Source organism: Pseudomonas sp. HP_01 (assembly GCF_055284355.1).
In genome coordinates this window covers 103841-125819 of sequence record NZ_JBTOPV010000089.1, presented here as the reverse complement: position 1 = coordinate 125819, position 21979 = coordinate 103841, and the positions used below count along the sequence as shown (strand labels likewise).

Genomic DNA, 21979 nt, shown 5'->3' with positions numbered 1-21979 from the left:
TTTGCCACAACCGAGAACGATTTAAAGCATGGAAACGCGCGCAGATCTGCTGATTGTCGGGGCCGGGATGGTGGGGAGTGCGCTCGCGCTGGCGCTGCGAGACAGTGGGCTGAACATCCTTGTGGTGGATGGCGGTCCCCTGACGGTCAAACCGTTCGTGGCCGACGCGCCATTCGAGGCTCGGGTCAGTGCGCTGTCCATCGCGAGTCAGCGCATTCTCGAGCGGCTTGGCGTTTGGGAGGGCATCGTTGCGCGGCGCGTCAGCCCCTACAGCGACATGCACGTGTGGGACGGCAGCGGCACGGGCAAGGTGCATTTTTCAGCTTCCAGTGTTCACGCCGAAGTGCTTGGGCACATCGTTGAAAACCGCGTGGTGCAGGATGCATTGGTCGAACGTCTGCATGACAGCGGCATTGGCTTGTTGGCAGACGTGCGTCTGGAGCAGATGCGTCACTCCGGCGATGACTGGCTTCTGACGCTCTCCGACGGCCGTACGTTGCGCGCGCCGCTGGTGGTCGCGGCCGATGGCGCCAACTCGACCGTGCGGCGCATGACGGGCACCGCGACGCGGGAGTGGGACTACCTGCATCACGCTATCGTGACGAGCGTGCGTACGGCGGACTCCCATCGCAAAACTGCATGGCAGCGTTTCACTGACGACGGCCCGCTGGCTTTTTTGCCCCTCGACCGAGAGGGTGAGCATTGGTGTTCCATCGTCTGGTCGGTGACGCCGGAGCATTCCGAGCGCTTGATGAAGCTTGACGACGAACCCTTCTGCCGCGAGCTGGAGAACGCGTTCGAAGGCTGCCTCGGGCAGGTGATTTCTGCCGATTCGCGGCTTTGCGTACCGCTGCGTCAACGCCATGCCAAGCGCTATGTGGCGCCCGGCCTCGCGCTGATCGGCGATGCCGCGCACACCATCCATCCGTTGGCGGGGCAGGGCGTCAACCTGGGCTTTCTGGACGCAGCGGTGCTGGCCGAAGTGCTGCGTAGTGCGTTCGAGCGCGGCGAACGTCTGGCCGATGAGCGTGTGTTGAGCCGTTACGAGCGTCGGCGCATGCCGCATAACCTGACGTTGATGGCGGCGATGGAAGGTTTCGAACGACTGTTCCAGTCCGACGCGCTGCCGGTTCGCCTGTTGCGTAACGCCGGGCTGAAGATGGTCGATCATTCGGCAGAAGCCAAAGCGTTGTTCGTACGCCAGGCCTTGGGCCTGACCGGGGATTTGCCAGCCCTTGCAAAGCTCTGACGGCACAGCACTTGCCCGCGCTTTACCGTGGGACCGGCTTTAGCCGGGAAAGCGCCTTTCGTTACGCCGGAAATCTGATGGCGTTCATGCTGGCCTCTTCCCGGCTGAAGCCGGTCCCACTGAAATGCGCGCGTATCCAGTGAGTCTGGGTGTGGCACCGCTGGTACTCCGCAACATCCGGTAACGGCTCAATCCTGACTTCGGTTGAGATGGCAGATGCGATTCACTACCATTTCGCCTCGTTTTTCCCCTCTCTCGAATCAGGAGAACCTGCATGCAGGCGAGCAAGCGTCTTTTGGCTGCCCTGGCATTAACCGTGCTCGGCAGCACCGCCCAGGCCGCAGATGAAGTGGTGGTGTATTCCTCCCGAATCGATGAGCTGATCAAACCGGTGTTCGATGCCTATACCGCCAAAACCGGCGTGAAGGTCAAGTTCATCACCGACAAGGAAGCGCCGCTGATGCAGCGCATCAAGGCCGAGGGCCAGAACGCAACGGCTGACCTGCTGCTCACCGTCGACGCAGGCAACCTTTGGCAAGCTGAGCAGATGGGCATCCTGCAGCCGTTCACTTCGCCGGTCATCGACGCAAACATTCCGTCGCAATACCGTTCTTCCACCCACAGCTGGACAGGTCTGAGCCTGCGCGCGCGGACCATTGCCTACTCCACCGATCGCGTCAAACCTGAAGAACTCACCACCTACGAAGCGCTGGCTGACAAACAGTGGGAAGGGCGTCTGTGCCTGCGTACCGCCAAGAAGGTCTACAACCAGTCGCTGACCGCCACGCTGATCGAAACCCACGGCGCCGACGCATCGGAGAAGATCCTCAAGGGCTGGGTGAACAACCTGTCGACCGACGTGTTTTCCGATGACATCGCAGTGCTGGAAGCCATCAATGCCGGCCAATGCGACGTCGGCATCGTCAACACCTACTACTACGGTCGTTTGCACAAGGATAATCCGGACCTTGCTGTGCGCCTGTTCTGGCCCAATCAGTCGGATCGTGGCGTGCACGTCAACCTTTCCGGGATTGGTCTGACCCAGTACGCGCCCCACCCAGACGCCGCCAAAGCACTGGTGGAATGGATGACGGGCCCCGAAGCCCAGGCGATATTCGCCGGCACCAACCAGGAATTCCCGGCCAACCCGAAAGTCGCACCGTCTGAAGAAGTGGCGAGCTGGGGTGCGTTCAAGGCCGACACGATCCCGGTTGAAGTGGCGGGTCGGCGGCAGGCCGAGGCGATTCGCATGATGGACCGTGCGGGCTGGAACTGACCGCATCCAGGCAGCACCCGTCTGTAGGAGCGCGCTTGCCCGCGAAGGGTATGTGTCTGTGACCTGAAAGGTGTCCGACACAATGTCATCGCGGGGCACGCGCCTACAGCCGATCTCTCACTCTATGAGTATTCTCCTTGGCCCACTCCCCCCAGCATCGCTGGTACCCCCTGGTGTTCAGCATTGCCGCGCTGGTGTTGCTGCCGTTAAGCGTGCTGCTTTTCTCCTGGCAGACCATTGATCAGCAGATCTGGTCGCACCTTTGGGAAACCCAGATGCCACGGTTGCTGGGCAACACCCTCACCCTGGTGATTGGCGTAGGGCTGGGCGTTACGCTGCTGGGCGTGAGTCTGGCGTGGCTGACGGCGCTGTGTGAGTTTCCGGGGCGGCGTTGGCTGGACTGGGCGCTGATGCTGCCGTTCGCCATCCCGGCGTATGTGCTCGCGTTCGTGTTTGTGGGTTTGCTGGATTTTGCCGGGCCGGTGCAGACGCTGTTGCGCGAGTGGTTCGGTTCCGGCCTGCGTCTGCCTCGGGTGCGTTCGACCGGCGGCGTCATCATCGTCTTGGTGCTGGTGTTTTATCCCTACGTGTACCTGTTGGCGCGTACGGCATTTCTGGCCCAGGGCAAAGGGCTGATGGAGGCCGCCCGCATTTTGGGGCAGTCGCCGTGGCAAGCGTTCTGGCGCGTGGCACTGCCCATGGCGAGGCCGGCGATCGGTGCCGGTGTCGCCTTGGCGTTGATGGAAACCCTGGCGGATTTCGGCGCGGTGTCGGTGTTCAACTTCGACACCTTCACCACCGCAATTTACAAAACCTGGTACGGCTTCTTCAGCTTGTCGAGCGCCGCGCAACTGGCGAGCCTGCTCCTGCTGGCCGTCATGGTCCTGCTGTACGGCGAGCATCGCGCGCGGGGGGCGAGCCGGCCAAGCAACGAGCGCCCGAGGGTCAAGGCGCTGTATCACCTGCACGGATTAAAAGCTGCCGCCGCCAGCACGTGGTGTGGACTGGTGTTCGCCTGCGCGTTTGTGGTGCCGCTGTTGCAGTTGATTGTCTGGGTCTGGCAACGCGGGCGCTTCGACCTCGACGAGCGCTACGCCGGGTTGATTCTGCACACGCTTTATCTGGGCGGCATCGCTGCGCTGGTCACGGTGTGCGTCGCGATGATCCTCGTGTTTGCCCGGCGTCTCGCCCCCACACGCGCCATTCGCTCAGGCGTCAGCTTGGCCAATATTGGCTATGCGCTGCCCGGCTCCGTGCTGGCGGTGTCGATCATGTTGGCGTTCAGTTATCTGGACCGGGAGCTGGTCGTGCCGTTATCCAGCTGGCTGGGCGGCGCTGGCAGGCCTTTGCTGCTGGGCAGCCTGGGGGCGCTCGTGCTTGCGTACCTGGTGCGCTTCATCGCGGTCGCTTACGGGCCGCTCGAGAACAGCCTGTCGCGCATTCGCCCTTCATTGCCTGAAGCCGCCCGCAGTCTGGGGGTCAGTGGACCACGATTGTTTTTCAGGATTTATCTGCCGCTGCTCATACCCGGTACATTGAGCGCTGCGTTGCTGGTCTTCGTCGATGTGCTCAAGGAAATGCCCGCCACGCTGCTCATGCGCCCGTTTGGCTGGGACACGCTGGCCGTGCGCATCTTCGAAATGACCAGCGAAGGTGAGTGGGCGCGTGCGGCTTTGCCTGCGCTGACGTTGGTGCTGGTGGGGCTGCTTCCGGTCATCGGTTTGATCAGACGTTCGGCCAAGCCGATTGGTTAGGTGCGGGGTCCTAACCTTGCGGCTACAATGCGCCGCAATCGACTCGGTCTGTCAGACAATTCCACAAATTAGCAAAGGTTTCAGACCCCAATTCACGGGGGATTTGCGGGATTGCCAGTGACTGTGTCTTCGCCACGCCCGGAAGGAGAAACCCATGGGACAGCGTACGCCCCTCTTTGACCTGCACCTCGCGCTTGGCGCGAAGCTGGTCGATTTTGGTGGTTGGGACATGCCCTTGCACTACGGCTCCCAGGTCGAGGAGCACCATCAGGTGCGCCGGGACTGCGGAATTTTCGACGTGTCGCACATGCATGTGCTCGACGTATCCGGCAGTCAGGCCAAGCCCTGGCTGCAGCATCTGCTGGCCAACGACGTCGGTAGGTTGCAACAGACCGGGCAGGCGCTTTACAGCGCGATGCTCGACACCCATGGCGGCATCGTCGACGACATGATCGTTTACCAGACCGACGAAGGTTATCGACTGGTGGTCAACGCAGCGACCGGCGACAAGGACCTTGCCTGGATGAACGCCAACCTGGCCGGCTACGACGTGCGCATCAAGCACCGCTCGGAGCTGGCCATGCTCGCCATTCAGGGCCCTAACGCCCGGCAGAAGATCGGCGAGCTGGTCAATCAGGAACGCACCGCGCTTATCCACACCCTCAGACCCTTCGAAGGTCAGCAAGAGGGCGAGTGGTTCATTGCCCGCACGGGCTATACCGGTGAAGACGGCCTGGAAATCATCTTGCCAGCCACCGAGGCCTGTGCCTTTTTTAATGACATGGTAGGCGCCGGCATTTCACCAATTGGATTGGGCGCCCGCGATACGCTGCGCCTGGAAGCGGGCATGAATCTGTACGGTCAGGAAATCGACGAGCAGGTTTCTCCGCTGACCTCCAATATGGCCTGGACGGTCGCGTGGATGCCTGAAGACCGCACGTTCATCGGCCGCGCTGCACTCGAAGCAGAGCGCGTGCGAGGGATTACCTCGAAGCTTGTAGGGCTGGTCCTTGAAGAGCGTGGCGTTTTGCGCGCCCATCAGGTCGTTCGAATAGCGGAAGTTGGCGAAGGAGAGATCACCAGTGGTAGTTTCTCTCCTACGCTAAGCAAGTCGATCGCGCTGGCGCGAGTGCCGATGGCCACCGCGGACCGTGCCGAGGTGGAAATCCGGGGCAAGTGGTACCCGGTCCGAGTGGTTCGACCCGCATTCGTGCGTCACGGCAAGGCCCTGATATAACCCTGATTTGAAAGCCATCCCTGGCGGGTTTTTCCGCTGACCTGATGAAGTAGAGAGGATAAGAACATGAGCACTATTCCCGCCGAACTGCGTTTTGCCGAGAGCCACGAATGGGCCAGGCAAGAGGGTGATCTGATCGTTGTCGGTATTTCCGATCATGCGCAGGAAGCGCTGGGTGACGTGGTGTTCGTCGAGCTGCCTGAGGTGGGTAAAGTGTTCGCGGCCGCAGGTGATCAGGCAGGTGTCGTTGAGTCGGTGAAAGCTGCGTCTGACATCTACTCGCCAGTGGCGGGCGAAGTCGTCGAAGTCAACGAGGCGCTGGCCGATGGGCCAGAGGCATTGAACGAGGCGCCATACGACTCATGGATCTTCAAGGTCAAGCCGGCCAATGCCGCAGACCTGGGCAAGCTGCTCGACGCAGCCGGCTACAAAGCGCTGATCGGCGAATAAGCCCGTCGGCCACAAAAAAGCCGCTCAAGTGAGCGGCTTTTTATTGGGAGCGAGATTGGCGTTATGCCGCCCACCCATTTCGACGGTTCTGACTTATTGCTCGGCAACCAGATTCTTCGCCAGGATGGCGTTTGCCAGGTCCATGTCCGATGCCTTGATGGCCGGATTGTCTTTGCGCACCTGATCCATGGCTGCTTCCAGGTATGGGCCACGGATTTCGCCGTTGCTGGCGACGAAGCTGCCAGCGTCGTCTTGTGCAGCAACGATCAGCTTGTGGTGACGAAAGGTGAGATAGGTGGAACCGGTTGTGGCGCCAGACGAAAGCACATCCCGCAGAAAACCGTCGGCCATTGCTGAACCGACCGGCAGGGAAAGCAAGGCTAACGTGGCTACAGCAAGTTTGAGACGCATGAGAGGTACTCCGATGTTTGTTTGTTCTGAAACGATTTGATACGCCATCCCCCGCTCTAGTTCCCCACTCGCAGTGCGTCATGGCGTTCCGCCTTACAAAATCTCCCGGTTCGGGAGTTCATCAACGTTCATGGCGTCACCATTGATGACGGTGGGAAGTCGATCGGGCAGAGTAAGGTGACTGCAATCTGCGCGGCGAACCTTTTGTATTGGCGGGAAGAACAGCTGACGCAGCCAACCAAGGCTCAAGCCGCAAAAAACAATAGGAGGGCGTCATGGCTGTTCTGGAAAGTTTTCGTCTCGACGGCAGGGTGGCGCTGATCACCGGATCCAGCGCAGGCATTGGCCTGGCAATCGCCCGGGGCTTGGCCGAAGCGGGCGCGACGGTCGTGCTCAACGGCCGTAATGCCGATACGCTGCAATCGGCTGCCCAGGCCCTTGCGGCCGAGGGGCATGCGGTTCACACACAGCGTTTCGACGTGACGGACAGCACGGCGGTCGCCGCTGCGGTTCAGGACATCGAAGAGCGCGTCGGACCGCTGGAAATCCTGGTCAACAACGCGGGCATACAACGCCGTGGTCCGCTGGCGGAGTTCGCCGAGGCGGACTGGCACGAGCTGATGCGCACTAACCTGGACAGCGCGTTCTTCGTCGGCCAGGCGGTCGCGCGTTGCATGATCCCGCGTGGACGTGGGCGCATCATCAACATCTGTTCGGTGCAGAGCGAGCTGGGCCGCCCGGGTATCGCGCCGTATACGGCAAGCAAGGGCGCGCTGAAGATGTTGACCAAGGGCATGGCGATCGACTGGGGCCCGTTCGGCCTCAACGTCAACGGCATCGGCCCGGGCTACTTCAAAACCGAGCTGAACGCTGCGCTGGTGGCCAACGCCGAATTCAGCGACTGGCTTGTGCAGCGCACGCCGAGCCGTCGCTGGGGCGAAGTGTCTGAGCTGGCGGGCGCGGCGGTGTTTCTGGCCTCGGACGCGGCCAGCTTCGTCAACGGCCACATCCTCTACGTCGACGGTGCTATCACGGCATCGCTCTAATCCGGAGAACGATCATGCAAGCGATTGTCTGCCATGCCGCGAAAGACCTGCGTGTCGAGCCCGGCAACGAAGCGTTGCCGCTGTCCGCCGGCCAGTTGCGCGTACGCGTTGCTCGCGGCGGTATCTGCGGCTCGGATCTGCACTACTACCAGCACGGCGGCTTCGGTGCCGTTCGGCTGAAAGAGCCAATGGTTCTCGGCCATGAAATCTCGGCGGTCATCGAGGAAGTCGGCGACGCGCAGAGCGTTTTCAGCGTCGGGCAAAGGATTTCCGTATCGCCGTCACGGCCGTGCGGAGACTGCAAATACTGTCACGAAGGCATGCCCAACCATTGCCTGAACATGCGTTTTTACGGCAGCGCGATGCCGTTTCCGCACATTCAGGGTGCGTTCCGCGAGCATCTGGTGATCGAGTCTGGCCAGGCGCATCTGTTGGCCCCGACCACTAGCCTGGCTGAAGGCGCACTGGCCGAGCCCTTGTCGGTTGGCCTTCATGCAATCCAGCGTGCCGGCGGCGTGTTCGGCAAGCGAGTGCTGGTGACCGGCTGCGGCCCGATTGGCAACCTGTTGATCGGCAGCCTGCGTGCGGCGGGTGCGTTGCAGATTGTTGCCGCAGACCTGAGCGACAGCGCCTTGGCGTGCGCGCGCCGCATGGGCGCCAGCGAAACCCACAATCTGCGCGACGAGCCCGAAGCACTGGCGCGCTATACCGCCGACAAGGGTTATTTCGACGTGATGTTCGAGGCTTCCGGCAGCGCCCACGCCTTGCGCGATGGCCTGACGTGCATGCGCCCGCGCGGGATTGTGGTGACGGTCGGGCTCGGCGGCGATGTGGCGATTCCGCTGAATCTGGTAGTGGGCAAGGAAATCGACCTGCGCGGGACCTTTCGCTTCCACCCCGAATTCGCCCAGGCGGTGGACTTGCTCAATCGCAAGGTGATCGACGTGACGCCGGCGATCTCCCACACCATTCCATTTCAGGAAGCGGTCCAGGCGTTCGAACTGGCGGGGGACAAGCAGCAGGCGATGAAAGTGGTGCTGGATTTCGGGGTGCCAGACCAGTGAAAGTAGGGCGTTTATGAAGGTCTGACCGTGGATTGCCGGCGCGTAAACCTGTAGGAGCGCGCTTGCCCGCGAAGGCGTCAGATCCTCCAACACACAGGTAAGTTGACCCCCCCGAAACCCGGAGCCGGCTTGCTGGCGAAGGCGTTACGTCAGCTACGAATGCATCGACTGACACGCCTCATTCGCCAGCAAGCCGGCTCCTGCAGCGATTGCGGTGTGCCCGTTAACTCGGTGATGAGTCATCTGATGCTTTCGCGGGCAAGCGCGCTCTACAGTCGGCGGGGCTAGCGCTGCTCGCTCTGGGGTGTCACGCGCAGCACTTCTTCAACCGTCGTCAGGCCCGCCGCGACCTTTTGCGCGCCGGACAAGCGCAGGCTGCGCATGCCGTCCTTGAAGCCTTGGCGACGCAACGCCGTCAGGTCCAGGTCCGCAGTAATCAGCGACTTCACGGCGTCCGACATCAGCATGATCTCGTACACCCCCGCACGCCCGCGATAACCCGTGTCGCGGCACTCCGCGCAACCCACCGCCCGGTGCGCGCCGCTTGGCACGGGTGCCTGCCATGGCCGCGTCAGGGTCTGCCAGTCAACCTCATCCATTTCGATCGGCGCCTTGCAGTGCGGGCACAGCGTACGCACCAGACGCTGGGCCATCACGCCGAGGATCGTCGCCTTGAGCAGGTAATGCGGGACGCCCAACTCCAGCAGACGGCTGATGGCGCTGGGCGCGTCGTTGGTGTGCAGCGTCGACAGCACCAGGTGACCGGTCAACGCCGCCTGAATCGCCATTTCTGCGGTTTCCAGGTCGCGAATCTCGCCGATCATGATGATGTCCGGGTCTTGCCGCATCAGCGCGCGTACGCCGCTGGCAAAGGTCAGGTCGATGTTGTGCTGCACCTGCATCTGGTTGAACGCCGGCTCAACCATCTCGATCGGGTCCTCGATGGTGCAGAGGTTCACCTCCGAAGTCGCCAGCATCTTCAGCGTCGTGTACAGCGTGGTGGTCTTGCCGGACCCGGTCGGGCCGGTCACCAGAATGATGCCGTTGGGCTGTCGGGTCATACCCTCCCAGCGGCGCAGGTCATCGCCAGAGAACCCAAGCTGGTCGAAGTCCTTGAGCAGCACTTCCGGGTCGAAGATACGCATCACCATCTTCTCGCCGAAGGCCGTGGGCAGCGTCGATAACCGCAGCTCCACTTCGCCACCGTCCGGCGTCTTGGTCTTCACCCGGCCGTCCTGGGGCTTGCGCTTCTCGGCCACGTTCATGCGGCCAAGGCTTTTCAAGCGGCTGGTGACGGCCATCGCGACCTGCGGCGGGAATTGATAAACGTTGTGCAGCACGCCATCGATGCGGAAGCGGACGGTACCGGCCTCACGGCGGGGCTCGATGTGAATATCGCTCGCCCGCTGCTGGTAGGCGTACTGGAACAGCCAGTCGACGATATTGACGATATGCGCGTCGTTGGCGTCCGGCTCCTGATCGCTGGCACCGAGCTTGAGCAACTGTTCAAAGTTGCCCATGTTGCTGACTTTCTGGTCGCTGGCACTCGCGCCGCTGACTGATTTCGCCAGCCGGTAAAACTCGACGGCCAGTTTCTGCACGTCGACGGGATTGGCGACGACGCGCTTGATCGGCATCTTCAGCACGTGGGTCAGGTCGGCTTCCCACGCATTCACGTACGGTTGCGCGCTGGCGATGGTTACTGCGTCGCGATCGACGTCCACCGCAAGAATCTTGTGGCGCTGGGCGAAGGCGTAGGACATCAAGGGCGTTACGGCGGCGACGTTAATCTTCAGCGGGTCGATGCGCAGGTACGGCTGGCCGGATTGCTCAGCCAGCCAGGCGGTCAGGGTTTCGAGGTCGAGTTTCTTGCCGGGCCGCTTGTGGTTATCGAACTGCTGGGTGGCGATGAGTTCGAGCGGGTGGGCGTGGAGATTCTGCGCGGCTCGGCGCAGCGTGAGCGCATATTCGGCGTTGTCCTGATCGAGGTATCCCTGCGCGACGAGGTCACGTAATACTTCGTTCAGATCCAGCCAGCGGTCCTGAGATGATGAGGCGAGGACGGACATGCGGGCTCCTTCGGACGAGACGGCTTACTTCGGTGATGAGCAAGAGTAGTCCCAAGCGTGCCAGTTGTTGCGCCCTGTCGGTAGCGAAGCGTTGCCAATATTTTCGGAGCACTCAACTGGCGGCGAGTGAGACGGCCTCGGTTACGACGTGGAAATCGCCCATGGGTTCAAGTTCGACCGAGCAAACGCTGACAAGGTTGCGCATTTTTTCGCCAATGACCTGAGCGCGGTGCCACGTCAAGCCGCCCACCTCTACATTCACCATTAGCATGCCGTCCTGCTGCAGCACGCCGACCTGTTGGGGGATCAGGTACTGCATCGCGAACAGGTTGAGCAGTCGGCAGAGTATGTCAGCTTCTGCCTCGGCAAGGATTTGATAGCGCGACAGGCAATGAGCGTTGCCGACGGACCAGGCATCATGGCGAAGAGGTGCAGGGCTGGCGGGTTCGAAATGCGGCATGGAGTCTCTCCTGGGGCTCGTCGTTGGAATGACGTTTGATGGGAGAAATTTTTACACGCTGAAAAAGAAATTTCTGATCGAAGATGCGCTGTATTAGGCTGTATGAGACTTGTTTATGTGCAGCGGCCACCTTTCAGGAATTGATTATGCAGATAGAGCTGGATGCCTACGATCGGAAGATTCTGGCGCTCCTGCAGGAGGATGCGTCGCTGTCCAGCGCGCAGATCGCCGAGCAGGTCGGCCTGTCGCAATCACCTTGTTGGCGGCGGATCCAGAGGCTCAAGGAGGAGGGCGTGATCCGGCGACAGGTGACACTGCTGGATCGCAAGAAGATTGGCTTGAATACGCAGATTTTTGCTGAGGTAAAACTTAACGCCCACGGTCGGTCCAACTTCACTGAGTTCACCGAAGCGATCCGCGGCTTTCCCGAAGTGCTGGAGTGTTACGTGCTGATGGGGTCGGTGGATTTTTTGCTCCGCATCGTCACGCCGGACATCGAAGCGTACGAGCGATTCTTCTTCGAAAAGCTCTCGCTGGTGCCGGGGATTCAGGAAGTGAATTCAACGGTCGCGCTGTCGGAGATCAAATCGACGACGAGCTTGCCGATTGGCAGATAGGGAGCCAATTCCGGGCTGAAGCCGGTCCCACTGACACACCGTGTGCATTTAGTGGGACCGGCTTCAGCCGGGAAAGCGTCGGTAGGCACACTGCAAAATTGAGGGTGCTGTCACTGGCCCATTCCCGGCTAAAGCCGGTCCCACTGACACACCGCGTGCCTTTCGTAGGACCGGCTTTAGCCGGGAAGGCGTCGGTAGGCACACTGCGAAATTGAGGGTGCTCAGGCTGGCCTCTTCCCGGCTAAAGCCGGTCCTACCAAAACAGCGTCAGCCGGTTCTACTGACAGCGCCTTACAACTTCAATAATGTCTTCCACGCCCGGCTTTGCAGCACGGTGATGGTTTGCTGCATACGGGCATCGAGGAGCTCATCGGTGATGTCCAGGTGCGCCAGTTGCTCAAGCTTGTTCAACTCGCCGTACAAGCGATCCAGCTCAGGCAGGTCGAGGGCCTGGCGGGCATAATGCAACCAGACCTGAATGCGTTCGATGCGCGGCAGTTGCTCGGCAAGGTCTTCCGGCTGCTGCTGGTAGCGCGGCAGGTTCAGCGCGGTGGCTTCATCGCCCAGGAAGCGCGGCACCCAGCTGCTGAGCATCGCGTGGCCCTGACGATTGCCACGGTTGTTGCGCTCGACCGTCCAGCTGCGCGCCATCAACCAGCGCGAGGTGGTCAGCGAGAACAGGCCCCAGCGGGTGTCCTGCAGCTCTTCGATGAACTGCTCATGGGCAGCGGCGCGTACGTCGCCATCTTCCTGGCCCGCGAGTACCAGCGTGCGCCAGTCTTCCAGTAAAGCGTCCAGCGCAGCGCGCAGGTCATGGGTCGTGGCGCGCGGAGCGGCCTGACCGAGGCTGCCAGCCAGGGCGCGCAGCTCAGCGAGCACTTCGACCCATTCCTGCAACAGACTCCAGTGACCGTTGAAACGGTATTGCTCGGCCAGACGCTGGCTGCTGCCAAGCAGAAACCAGGCGATGGCGCTAAACGCGTCGTCTACCGAGAGCTCGCCATGCAGCTCAGGCGTCGGCAGTTTGATCGAATAGCTGCTGGCGTTGAACAGACGATAGCCACGTTCAGCCTTGCTGATATCGCAGGGCATCAGCGGCAGCTTCTCGGCCAGCTCTGCGGCCAGCTCCAGCAGCGCGGCAGGGTCGCCTTCGCGCAGCTCAAGCTCCAGCTCACAAATTTCTTCCTGCTGCTTGCCCGCAACAACCTTGCCCAGGTCCAGCGCCGCTTCGATCACCACCTTGGTCTTGCCACGACCCCAGGCGATTTCCGCTTTCTCGCGGACGAAATCAGTGGTGAACACCGGCTTGATGGTTTTCTTGTCCAGATCCGCCAGTTGCTCCGGCCAGCATTCGCCGTCGAGCTTCTTCAGGTCCAGCTTGGCCTTGGGCACGTCCCAGTTGTATTCGTTACGCTCGGACAGGCCCGCCACGCTCTGGCCGCGGGTCTTGAGGGTCTGAATGATTGCGTCGCCGTCGCGGCGCAGGCGCAGCGCGACCTTGGCGTGGGCCAGCTCGCGCTCGGGGGTGTCGAAGTACTGATTGAACAGCTCCAACCTCTCCCAGCCGCTCTTGTTGCGCTTCTTCAGCAACGGGTGCTCGCGCAGGGCTATGAGGGTTTCGCGGCTGACGCGGAGTTTGATTTCGGTTTCTTTCTGCATGGCCGGAGAATCCAAACGCTCTATCGCTGATAACGGGGTCGCAGCCGGAATCGACACAGCTGCGTGGGCCGTGCAGTGTACAGGACATCAACCGTGACAGTTTATTGATGCGGGCCAATCAACCTATGATGGCTCGCGTGTCGCACCCCATCACCGGAGTCGCCTATGCCGTTGCCGTCCATGAAAGACCAGTTCGCCGCCCTTATCGCCGCGCCATCTGTGAGCTGTACGCAGCCGGCGCTCGACCAGTCCAATCGCGCCGTCATTGATCTGCTGGCAGGCTGGCTGGGCGATCTGGGTTTCGCCTGCGACATCAAGCAGGTGAGCCCGGGCAAGTTCAATCTGCTGGCAACCTATGGCACCGGCCCCGGCGGGCTGGTGCTGGCGGGGCACAGCGACACGGTTCCGTACGATGACGCGCTGTGGAAGACCGATCCGCTGAAGCTGACCGAAGTCGATGGCAATTGGGTAGGACTCGGCAGCTGCGACATGAAAGGCTTCTTCGCCTTGGCCATCGAAGCGCTGCGGCCCCTGCTCGATCAACCGTTCAAGCAGCCGCTGATCATCCTCGCGACCTGCGATGAAGAAAGCTCCATGGCTGGTGCCAAGGCATTGGCTACGGCGGGCGGTGTGCTCGGCCGCGCGGCGGTTATTGGCGAGCCGACTCGCCTCAAGCCGGTCCGCCTGCACAAAGGCGTGATGATGGAGCGCATAGAGATTCTCGGCCGCAGCGGTCACTCCTCGGACCCGAGCCTGGGGCGTAGCGCCCTTGAAGCCATGTACGACGCCATTGGTGAACTCAAAGGCCTGCGCCGAGAGTGGCAGGAGCAATACCGCAATCCGCAGTTCAGTGTGCCGCAACCGACCCTGAACTTCGGCTGCATCCATGGCGGCGACAACCCGAACCGGATCTGCGGGCAATGCTCGCTGGAGTTCGACCTGCGCCCGCTGCCGGGCATGGACCCTGAAGTGCTGCGCGCGGCGATTCGGCAGAAGCTGCAACCCCTCGCCGAACTCCATCAGGTGCAGATCGATTACGCACCGCTGTTTTCGGAAGTGTCCCCGTTTGAAGAAAGCGCCGATGCGGAACTGGTGCGAATCGCAGAGCGTCTGACCGGTCATACGGCCGAAGCAGTGGCATTTGGCACCGAAGCGCCTTATCTTCAGCGCCTTGGTTGCGAAACCATCGTGATGGGGCCTGGTGATATCGCCTGTGCGCACCAGCCCGGTGAGTATCTTGAAATGTCACGTTTGCAGCCTACAGTGCGTCTGTTACGTCAATTGATCGAACATTACTGCCTGGCTACCCCTTGAGCGCGCCCACGTGCTGCTTGAGTCAGGGCCTGTTTCAGAATTAACCGAAAAGGAGAGTACGCGTGTTGCGATGCCTGTTCCGACGATAAAGCTCATGCCGTCTTGAGTGTTTCCACCCTTCGTCCATCCACTACAGGCTCCTTTCGGATATGCCCGATTACGTCAATTGGCTCCGCCACGCGTCTCCCTACATCAATGCCCACCGGGATTGCACCTTCGTCGTCATGCTTCCAGGCGACGGCGTCGCGCACCCGAACTTCGGCAACATCGTCCACGACCTCGTGCTGCTGCACAGCCTCGGCGTGCGCCTGGTGCTGGTTTACGGCTCCCGCCCCCAAATCGAAAGCCGCTTGCAGGCCCGTGGCCTGACGCCGCATTTCCATCACGACATGCGCGTGACTGATTTCGCCACGCTTGAATGCGTGATCGACGCCGTCGGCGCCCTGCGAATTGCCATCGAGGCGCGTTTGTCGATGGACATGGCCGCCTCGCCGATGCAGGGCTCGCGGCTACGCGTCACGGGTGGCAACTTCGTCACGGCGCGGCCGATCGGCGTCCTTGAAGGCGTCGATTTCCAGCACACCGGTGAAGTGCGCCGCATCGACCGCAAGGGCATCAGTCGGCTGCTCGACGAACGCTCCATTGTGCTGCTGTCACCGCTGGGGTATTCGCCCACCGGCGAAATCTTCAACCTGGCCTGCGAAGACGTTGCTACGCGCGCGGCGATTGATCTGGGCGCGGAAAAGCTGCTGTTGTTTGGCGCCGAGTCAGGCTTGCTGGACGAGCAGGGCCGATTGGTCCGTGAGCTGCGTCCACAACAGGTCCCTGCGCACCTTCAGCGCCTGGGCAGCAACTACCAGGCGGAACTGCTGGATGCCGCGGCCCAGGCCTGTCGCGGGGGTGTGGCGCGCAGTCATATCGTCAGCTATGCCGAAGACGGCGCGCTGCTCTCCGAGCTGTTCACCCGCGCGGGCGGCGGCACACTGGTGGCCCAGGAGCAATTCGAGCTGGTGCGCGAAGCGTCGATCGGCGATGTCGGTGGGCTCATCGACCTCATCACGCCGCTGGAAGAGCAGGGCATCCTGGTACGTCGGTCGCGGGAAGTGCTGGAGCGGGAAATCGAGCAGTTCAGCGTGGTCGAGCGCGAAGGCCTGATCATCGCTTGCGCCGCGCTGTATCCGATTGCCGACTCCGAAACGGGTGAGTTGGCGTGTCTGGCGGTGAATCCCGAGTACCGCCACGGCGGGCGAGGTGACGAACTGCTTGAGCGCATCGAAGAACGCGCACGGGCCTTGGGTCTGAAAACCCTGTTCGTCCTCACCACGCGTACGGCGCACTGGTTTCAGGAGCGCGGTTTTGAGGCCAGCAGCGTCGATCGCCTGCCGAGCGCACGTGCGTCGCTGTACAACTATCAGCGTAACTCGAAGATTTTCGAAAAGGCGATCTAAGGCGTCATGCCGGATTTCAACACCGGCATCGACTCGACCCCCTGTAGGAGCGCGCTTGCCCGCGAACGCATTTCGGCTGCGACGGATCGGTTGATTGACACTCCGCCTTCGCGGGCAAGCGCTCCCACAGCGGGTCGTAGTGCACCTGTGATCAGCGTTGGATGCAAAACCTGTAGGAGTGAGCTTGCTCGCGAAGACGGTGGGTCAGCTGCTCAGGTGCTGAACGACCGAAATCCAGTGTAGGAAGGGCGTGGTACTCACTCCCACAGGGTTGATCGGGTCGTGTCAGTGATGACACGACCCACTCTGATCAGTTGCTGATCGCCAGAATGCTCGCCTGATAGGCGCCCACAAACGTGTCGAAATCCACTTTTTCTTCGGTCTGTTCCAGCTCCGCTTGCTGAGCCAGGGACTCGCGCGCCTTGCTTTCGAACTGGGTCTGGTCTTCGGCACTCAGCGGATTGCTGCGGAAATGCTCAGCGTGAACCTGTGACTGGCGCAGCGAGAAGGCGGTGAAACCTTCCTTGTTCTCAGTCATCGCGGCCAGCACTTGTGCCGAAGGCGTCAGAGAGGCGTCCGCCACTTTCGCCCGCTGAACGTCCAGCGATTTGACGTGCTGATCCGTGCCCTGACTGGCATCGAGCAGTTCACAGATCGGCTTGATCGTGTCCAGCATCTCGTTGGCCCAGACTTTCAGGTCGATAGTCGTGTCGTTGCGGTTCAGTTGCAGGCCGGGACGGCGACCTTCCTTGACCACGGTCAGGAAGTTCGTGCTGGCGTTGCCACACTCATTGTTCGCCAGCTGCGGGCTGTCGTGCAGCGCGCAATACAGAATGAATGCATCAATGAAACGCGACTGCTGAAGGTCGATTCCGACCGGCAGGAACGGATTGATGTCCAGGCAGCGTACTTCCACGTACTGCACGCCGCGTGCGACCAGCGCCTGAATCGGACGTTCGCCGGAATAGGTGACGCGTTTCGGGCGGATCGTCGAGTAGTACTCGTTCTCGATCTGCAGCACGTTGGTGTTGAGCTGAATCCACTCGCCATCCTTGTGCGTGCCGATTTCGACGTAAGGCGCATAGGGCGTTGCCACCGCACGACGCAGGCTGTCGGTGTACGTCAGCAGGTCGTTGTAGCAAGGCGTCAGGTCCGCCTGGGCATTGCTCTGGTAACCCAGATCGCTCATGCGCAGGCTGGTGGCGTAAGGCAGATACAGCGTTTCGGCGTCGAACTGCTCAAGCTGATGCGAGCGGCCGCGCAGGAAACTGGCGTCCAGCGCCGGCGATGCGCCGAACAGGTACATCAGCAGCCAGCTGTAACGACGGAAGTTGCGAATCAGGCCAATGTAGCTCTCGGACTGGAAATCGCGGTCATCGCCTTCGAATTTCGCGTCTTGCTTGAGCACGGGCCAGATGGCTTCGGGCAACGAGAAGTTGTAATGAATCCCGGCGATGCACTGCATGGTTTTGCCGTAACGCAAGGCAAGGCCTTGACGGTAAACATACTTGAGCTTGCCGATGTTGGAGGTGCCGTAATAGGCGATCGGAATATCCGCTTCGGCCGGCAGCGGGCACGGCATCGAAGGGCTCCAGATGTATTCGCTGCCCAGTTTGCTGTACGCGAAGCGGTGGATCTTATCCAGGCTTTCCAGCGTATCCGCAGGGTTGGCGAGGGCAGGAGTGATGAACTCCAGCAGCGACTCGGAGTAATCAGTGGTGATTTGCTCGTTGGTCAGTGCCGCGCCGAGGGCTTCCGGGTGCGGGGTTTGCGCCAGACGGCCTTCGCCCGTAACGCGCAGGCATTCACGCTCGATGCCGTGCAAGCACTTCTCCAGAAGGGAGAGGTTAGAGTGCTCGCCAAGCAGAGTCAGGCGGCGGTTGAGAAGTTCGCTCAAGTTGGAATCCTTCACGCGTCAGTCGGCCCTATATGGGGGCGATATGGCGGTCTACAAGGGTGAAGAAAGGAACTGGCGTTTTCGCCTCGTCGATGGCCCTAACGCCGATGCCCGTCGCTGATCGTTCCTGCAAGGAAATCAGAAAATTTCGACACTGCTTAACAGTGCCGAAATTAACTCATAACGCTATCGGACAGCTAGACGATCGCAAACGTGCCCTGCGCTTTGGCAACCAGCTTGTCGTTCTGGCGAACGTCGGCTTCGACAACCAGCGTTCGGCGTCCAGCATGCAGTACCGTGCTGGTGCAGATGACTTCGCCTTCGGCCACGGCGCGCATGTAATTGATTTTGCATTCCACCGTGACGCTTTGCTTGTCGAAGCCGTGGGCGCTGGAGCAGGCCAACCCCATCGTGATGTCGACCAGACTGAACAGCGCGCCGCCATGCATCACATTGCCGCGATTGCGCAGGTGCGGCTCCAGCGGCAAGGCCACGATGGCGACACCTTCGTTCAGTTGCACCACTCTGCATCCGAGGGTCTTGAAGTAAGCGCTCTGAGTCAGTTCGTCAGGGATATCCATCAGCGCTTCTTCAATTGCTTGGCGTTGGCGAACAGCGACGCCATCGGATTGTTGCTTGGCGCCGGGGCGGTAGCTTCCTTGCGAGGGGCATTGCCTTGCTGCTGTCGCGGCGCGGCGCCAGGACGGGCACCGCGAGCGCCGTCGACTTTCTCGCCCGGCGTGTCGCTCATGCGCATCGACAGGCCGACGCGCTTACGAGGGATGTCCACTTCCATTACCTTGACCTTCACCACATCGCCGGCTTTGACCGCTTCGCGAGGGTCCTTGATGAACTTCTCCGAAAGCGCAGAGATATGCACCAAACCGTCCTGATGCACGCCGATGTCAACGAACGCACCAAAGTTGGTGACGTTGGTGACCACGCCTTCGAGGATCATGCCCGGCTGAAGATCCTTCAAGTCTTCGACGCCGTCCTGGAATTCAGCGGTCTTGAAGCCCGGACGGGGATCGCGGCCCGGCTTTTCCAGTTCTTGAAGGATGTCGGTGACGGTAGGCAGGCCGAAGGTTTCGTCGGTGAATTTCTTCGGGTCCAGACGCTTCAGGAAGCCTGCGTCGCCGATCAGCGAACGAATATCACGATCGGTCTGGGCGGCAATGCGCTGCACCAGCGGATACGCCTCAGGGTGAACGGCTGACGAATCCAGCGGGTTGTCACCGTTCATGACACGCAGAAAGCCTGCGGCCTGTTCGAAGGTTTTCTCGCCCAGACGCGGGACTTTCTTCAGCGCCGCACGGGTCTTGAACGCGCCGTTCTGGTCGCGGTGGGAAACAATGTTCTGCGCCAACGTGGTGTTCAGGCCGGAAATCCGCGCCAGCAGGGCCACGGAGGCGGTGTTCACATCCACACCCACGGCGTTCACGCAGTCTTCCACGACGGCGTCGAGGCCGCGGGCCAGCTTGAGCTGCGAGACGTCGTGCTGGTACTGGCCAACGCCGATGGATTTCGGGTCGATTTTTACCAGTTCGGCGAGGGGGTCCTGCAAGCGGCGGGCAATGGACACGGCGCCACGGATCGAAACGTCGAGGTCCGGGAATTCCTTGGCGGCGAGTTCCGACGCCGAGTACACCGAGGCGCCGGCTTCAGAGACCATGACTTTGGTCATCTTCAGGCCTGGATACTTTTTGATCAGATCGCCGGCCAGCTTGTCAGTCTCGCGACTGGCAGTGCCGTTACCGATCGCGATCAGGTCAACGGAATGCTTGGCGCAAAGGGCTGCCAGCACGGCGATGGTCTGATCCCACTGGTTTTTCGGCACATGGGGGTAAACCGTGGCGTAGTCCAGCAGTTTGCCAGTGCTGTCGACTACGGCGACCTTGCAGCCCGTGCGCAGGCCCGGGTCAAGACCCAGCGTGGCGCGTGGCCCCGCCGGTGCGGCCAGCAACAGGTCGTGCAGGTTGTGAGCGAATACGTTGATTGCTTCGGTTTCAGCACCTTCGCGCAGCTCGCCGAGCAGGTCGGTCTCGAGGCTGGAGTACAGCTTGACCTTCCAGGTCCAGCGCACGACTTCGGCCAGCCACTTGTCTGCAGGGCGGTTCTGGTTCTGCAGGCCGAAGCGCTCGCTGATCATCATTTCGCAGGGGTGCAGGGTGCCGGGTAATTCTTCCCCGACTTTCAGTGCCGAGCTCAAAACGCCCTCGTTGCGACCCCGAAAGATCGCCAGCGCGCGGTGGGACGGCATGCTCTTGAGCGGCTCGTCGTGTTCGAAGTAATCGCGGAACTTGGCGCCTTCTTCCTCTTTGCCCGGCACTACACGGGCACTGATCACGGCCTCGTGCTTGAGGAAGCTGCGCAGCTTCTCCAGCAGCGTCGCGTCTTCGGCAAAGCGCTCCATCAAAATGTATTTGGCGCCCTCGAGCACGGCCTTGACGTCGGCGAAGCCTTTTTCGGCATCGACGAATCGCGCGGCTTCGGCTTCGGGGGTAAGCGTGGGGTCGTTGAAGATCCCGTCCGCCAGCTCACCCAGACCGGCTTCCAGTGCGATCTGGCCTTTGGTGCGGCGCTTCTGCTTATACGGCAGGTACAAGTCTTCAAGGCGGGTCTTGGTGTCGGCGAGCTTGATGTCGCGCGCCAGTTCAGGGGTCAGCTTGCCTTGCTCTTCGATGCTGGCAAGGATGCTGATGCGGCGCTCGTCGAGTTCGCGCAGGTAGCGCAGGCGCTCTTCCAGATGACGCAGTTGCGTGTCATCGAGGCTGCCAGTGACTTCCTTGCGGTAGCGAGCGATGAAAGGCACCGTTGAGCCTTCATCCAGTAGCGCGACGGCCGCTTCGACCTGTTGCGGGCGGACGCCGAGTTCCTCGGCGATGCGGCTGTTGATACTGTCCATAAAACCACCTGGCAAATGTGTGTGCATTAAATCAGCGGCTGGCGAACCGCCTTGAACGAGCGTTGCCTGACCTTGAAGGCGGCGCATTATACCCAGTGAGCCCTGAATAGGGGATTGCCCGGTCGATACGCTACTTTCAGCCCGCGCAGATGCTGTGAATTGCCCTCAGGTGAGTCGACGAGAGCACCCATGTGGATTCAGGAAAAATCTGCTAACAATGCACACGGTGCGCATAACTGCAGCTACGCCATAATGCGCGCCGAGATCAAAGGAGCTTCCAATGAGCAGCACTGCACAAACGGCTGAAGGCGAGAAAATCCTCATCGTTGACGATGACCCGGGCTTGAGCAGCCTGCTAGAACGCTTTTTCAACAGCAAGGGCTACCGCGCCCGGGCTGTGCCCAACGTGGAGCAAATGGATCGGCTGCTGGCGCGCGAAGTGTTTCACCTCGTGGTGCTTGACCTGATGCTGCCGGGCGAAGACGGCCTGTCCGCCTGCCGCCGCCTGCGCGCCGCGAACAATCAAGTCCCCATCATCATGCTCACCGCCAAGGGCGACGAGCTCAGCCGCATCAAGGGCCTCGAGCTCGGTGCTGATGACTACCTCGCAAAACCTTTCAACCCTGACGAATTGATGGCCCGCGTTCGCGCCGTGCTGCGTCGTCAATCCGCACCCGTACCTGGCGCGCCGGCCACGGAAGACGAAACCGTCACCTTTGGCGATTACGCGCTGTCGCTCGCCACCCGCGAGCTCAAGCGTGGCGATGAAGTGCATATGCTCACTACCGGTGAATTCGCCGTGTTGAAAGCGCTGGTCATGCACGCCCGTGAGCCGCTGACGCGGGACAAACTGATGAACCTTGCCCGTGGCCGTGAGTGGGACGCGCTGGAGCGCTCCATCGACGTCCAGATCTCCCGTCTGCGTCGTCTGATTGAAGTGGACGCTGCCAAGCCGCGTTACATTCAGACGGTCTGGGGAGTGGGTTATGTTTTCGTGCCAGACGGTGCCAACAAGCAGTAACAGCAAGTTCGACGGTAATCTGCCGGGCCTGTCTCACGCCCGCCTACGTTAGCCAGTCACCTCGATGTTCGCGAAAGCGGCCATTGGCGTGACTGGTTTTTG

18 protein-coding genes are annotated in these 21979 nt (G+C 61.2%); 11 read left to right on the top strand and 7 right to left on the bottom strand.

Going from position 1 to position 21979, the window contains the following annotated elements; translation table 11 throughout:
• Window positions 1–28 precede the first annotated feature (28 nt).
• The 5 genes from ACYAR8_RS25350 to gcvH all read left to right on the top strand — a co-directional run bounded on the left by ACYAR8_RS25350 (window position 29) and on the right by gcvH (window position 5966).
• Window positions 29–1249 carry a 2-octaprenyl-3-methyl-6-methoxy-1,4-benzoquinol hydroxylase gene (locus ACYAR8_RS25350; RefSeq protein WP_463581399.1) on the top strand — a complete coding sequence of 407 codons (1221 nt, stop codon included), beginning with the start codon at window positions 29–31 and terminating at the stop codon, window positions 1247–1249.
• Window positions 1250–1523: 274 nt separating this feature from the next.
• Window positions 1524–2525 (top strand): extracellular solute-binding protein, encoded by a 1002-nt coding sequence (locus tag ACYAR8_RS25345; protein ID WP_108121160.1) that lies wholly within the window; start codon window positions 1524–1526, stop codon window positions 2523–2525.
• A 137-nt stretch (window positions 2526–2662) separates the two neighbouring features.
• Complete coding sequence (locus ACYAR8_RS25340; protein WP_108121159.1) at window positions 2663–4279, top strand: ABC transporter permease; 1617 nt, start codon at window positions 2663–2665, stop codon at window positions 4277–4279.
• A gap of 154 nt (window positions 4280–4433) precedes the next feature.
• Window positions 4434–5516: a glycine cleavage system aminomethyltransferase GcvT gene (gcvT, locus tag ACYAR8_RS25335; RefSeq protein ID WP_074892591.1), complete on the top strand. Its 1083-nt coding sequence runs from the start codon at window positions 4434–4436 to the stop codon at window positions 5514–5516.
• 66 nt (window positions 5517–5582) lie between these two features.
• Complete coding sequence (gene gcvH / locus ACYAR8_RS25330; protein WP_074892592.1) at window positions 5583–5966, top strand: glycine cleavage system protein GcvH; 384 nt, start codon at window positions 5583–5585, stop codon at window positions 5964–5966.
• Window positions 5967–6059: 93 nt separating this feature from the next.
• On the opposite strand, the gene ACYAR8_RS25325 is transcribed toward gcvH, so the two are convergent.
• Window positions 6060–6377 (bottom strand): DUF2388 domain-containing protein, encoded by a 318-nt coding sequence (locus tag ACYAR8_RS25325; RefSeq protein WP_074892593.1) that lies wholly within the window; start codon window positions 6375–6377, stop codon window positions 6060–6062.
• Between the two features lie 275 nt (window positions 6378–6652).
• Here ACYAR8_RS25325 and ACYAR8_RS25320 point away from each other — a divergent pair, with 275 nt between their 5' ends.
• Together ACYAR8_RS25320 and ACYAR8_RS25315 are read left to right on the top strand one after the other, a co-directional pair.
• The gene (locus tag ACYAR8_RS25320) at window positions 6653–7423 is read left to right on the top strand and encodes a glucose 1-dehydrogenase (protein ID WP_463581398.1); all 771 of its coding nucleotides are present in this window, start codon (window positions 6653–6655) and stop codon (window positions 7421–7423) included.
• A 14-nt stretch (window positions 7424–7437) separates the two neighbouring features.
• Window positions 7438–8487: an L-idonate 5-dehydrogenase gene (locus ACYAR8_RS25315; protein ID WP_463581397.1), complete on the top strand. Its 1050-nt coding sequence runs from the start codon at window positions 7438–7440 to the stop codon at window positions 8485–8487.
• 284 nt (window positions 8488–8771) lie between these two features.
• On the opposite strand, the gene tfpB is transcribed toward ACYAR8_RS25315, so the two are convergent.
• Complete coding sequence (gene tfpB / locus ACYAR8_RS25310; RefSeq protein ID WP_074892596.1) at window positions 8772–10556, bottom strand: type IV pilus assembly ATPase TfpB; 1785 nt, start codon at window positions 10554–10556, stop codon at window positions 8772–8774.
• A 112-nt stretch (window positions 10557–10668) separates the two neighbouring features.
• Entirely contained in the window at window positions 10669–11016 is a 348-nt protein-coding gene (locus tag ACYAR8_RS25305; protein WP_463581396.1) for a hypothetical protein, read from the bottom strand.
• 146 nt (window positions 11017–11162) lie between these two features.
• Between ACYAR8_RS25305 and ACYAR8_RS25300 the strand changes: the two genes are divergently transcribed.
• The gene (locus ACYAR8_RS25300; RefSeq protein ID WP_065987447.1) at window positions 11163–11633 is read left to right on the top strand and encodes an Lrp/AsnC family transcriptional regulator; all 471 of its coding nucleotides are present in this window, start codon (window positions 11163–11165) and stop codon (window positions 11631–11633) included.
• A 291-nt stretch (window positions 11634–11924) separates the two neighbouring features.
• On the opposite strand, the gene ACYAR8_RS25295 is transcribed toward ACYAR8_RS25300, so the two are convergent.
• Window positions 11925–13292, bottom strand: coding sequence for a CYTH domain-containing protein (locus tag ACYAR8_RS25295; RefSeq protein ID WP_108122650.1), 1368 nt, complete (start codon window positions 13290–13292; stop codon window positions 11925–11927).
• A 165-nt stretch (window positions 13293–13457) separates the two neighbouring features.
• Between ACYAR8_RS25295 and argE the strand changes: the two genes are divergently transcribed.
• Window positions 13458–14606 (top strand): acetylornithine deacetylase, encoded by a 1149-nt coding sequence (gene argE, locus ACYAR8_RS25290; protein WP_463581395.1) that lies wholly within the window; start codon window positions 13458–13460, stop codon window positions 14604–14606.
• 149 nt (window positions 14607–14755) lie between these two features.
• Window positions 14756–16054: an amino-acid N-acetyltransferase gene (gene argA, locus ACYAR8_RS25285; RefSeq protein ID WP_074889985.1), complete on the top strand. Its 1299-nt coding sequence runs from the start codon at window positions 14756–14758 to the stop codon at window positions 16052–16054.
• 310 nt (window positions 16055–16364) lie between these two features.
• On the opposite strand, the gene gshA is transcribed toward argA, so the two are convergent.
• The 3 genes from gshA to ACYAR8_RS25270 all read right to left on the bottom strand — a co-directional run bounded on the left by gshA (window position 16365) and on the right by ACYAR8_RS25270 (window position 20856).
• On the bottom strand, window positions 16365–17951 hold the full coding sequence (gene gshA, locus ACYAR8_RS25280) for a glutamate--cysteine ligase (protein ID WP_463581394.1): 1587 nt from the start codon (window positions 17949–17951) through the stop codon (window positions 16365–16367).
• 197 nt (window positions 17952–18148) lie between these two features.
• Window positions 18149–18532 (bottom strand): PaaI family thioesterase, encoded by a 384-nt coding sequence (locus ACYAR8_RS25275; protein ID WP_074889979.1) that lies wholly within the window; start codon window positions 18530–18532, stop codon window positions 18149–18151.
• Complete coding sequence (locus tag ACYAR8_RS25270) at window positions 18532–20856, bottom strand: Tex family protein (protein ID WP_463581393.1); 2325 nt, start codon at window positions 20854–20856, stop codon at window positions 18532–18534. Before ACYAR8_RS25270 ends, ACYAR8_RS25275 begins: the two co-directional genes overlap by 1 nt.
• Before the next feature lie 280 nt (window positions 20857–21136).
• Here ACYAR8_RS25270 and ompR point away from each other — a divergent pair, with 280 nt between their 5' ends.
• Window positions 21137–21877 (top strand): osmolarity response regulator transcription factor OmpR, encoded by a 741-nt coding sequence (gene ompR, locus ACYAR8_RS25265; protein WP_065987440.1) that lies wholly within the window; start codon window positions 21137–21139, stop codon window positions 21875–21877.
• Window positions 21878–21979: the final 102 nt, after the last annotated feature.

What these genes read in the sequence shown, in the direction of transcription:
- ACYAR8_RS25350 (WP_463581399.1), top strand. Translation starts at nt 29, where the DNA reads ATGGAAACGCGCGCAGATCTGCTGATTGTCGGGGCCGGGATGGTGGGG.
- ACYAR8_RS25345 (WP_108121160.1), top strand. Translation starts at nt 1,524, where the DNA reads ATGCAGGCGAGCAAGCGTCTTTTGGCTGCCCTGGCATTAACCGTGCTC.
- gcvT (WP_074892591.1), top strand. Translation starts at nt 4,434, where the DNA reads ATGGGACAGCGTACGCCCCTCTTTGACCTGCACCTCGCGCTTGGCGCG.
- gcvH (WP_074892592.1), top strand. Translation starts at nt 5,583, where the DNA reads ATGAGCACTATTCCCGCCGAACTGCGTTTTGCCGAGAGCCACGAATGG.
- ACYAR8_RS25325 (WP_074892593.1), bottom strand. Translation starts at nt 6,377, where the DNA reads ATGCGTCTCAAACTTGCTGTAGCCACGTTAGCCTTGCTTTCCCTGCCG.
- ACYAR8_RS25320 (WP_463581398.1), top strand. Translation starts at nt 6,653, where the DNA reads ATGGCTGTTCTGGAAAGTTTTCGTCTCGACGGCAGGGTGGCGCTGATC.
- ACYAR8_RS25315 (WP_463581397.1), top strand. Translation starts at nt 7,438, where the DNA reads ATGCAAGCGATTGTCTGCCATGCCGCGAAAGACCTGCGTGTCGAGCCC.
- tfpB (WP_074892596.1), bottom strand. Translation starts at nt 10,556, where the DNA reads ATGTCCGTCCTCGCCTCATCATCTCAGGACCGCTGGCTGGATCTGAAC.
- ACYAR8_RS25305 (WP_463581396.1), bottom strand. Translation starts at nt 11,016, where the DNA reads ATGCCGCATTTCGAACCCGCCAGCCCTGCACCTCTTCGCCATGATGCC.
- ACYAR8_RS25300 (WP_065987447.1), top strand. Translation starts at nt 11,163, where the DNA reads ATGCAGATAGAGCTGGATGCCTACGATCGGAAGATTCTGGCGCTCCTG.
- ACYAR8_RS25295 (WP_108122650.1), bottom strand. Translation starts at nt 13,292, where the DNA reads ATGCAGAAAGAAACCGAAATCAAACTCCGCGTCAGCCGCGAAACCCTC.
- argE (WP_463581395.1), top strand. Translation starts at nt 13,458, where the DNA reads ATGCCGTTGCCGTCCATGAAAGACCAGTTCGCCGCCCTTATCGCCGCG.
- argA (WP_074889985.1), top strand. Translation starts at nt 14,756, where the DNA reads ATGCCCGATTACGTCAATTGGCTCCGCCACGCGTCTCCCTACATCAAT.
- ACYAR8_RS25275 (WP_074889979.1), bottom strand. Translation starts at nt 18,532, where the DNA reads ATGGATATCCCTGACGAACTGACTCAGAGCGCTTACTTCAAGACCCTC.
- ACYAR8_RS25270 (WP_463581393.1), bottom strand. Translation starts at nt 20,856, where the DNA reads ATGGACAGTATCAACAGCCGCATCGCCGAGGAACTCGGCGTCCGCCCG.
- ompR (WP_065987440.1), top strand. Translation starts at nt 21,137, where the DNA reads ATGAGCAGCACTGCACAAACGGCTGAAGGCGAGAAAATCCTCATCGTT.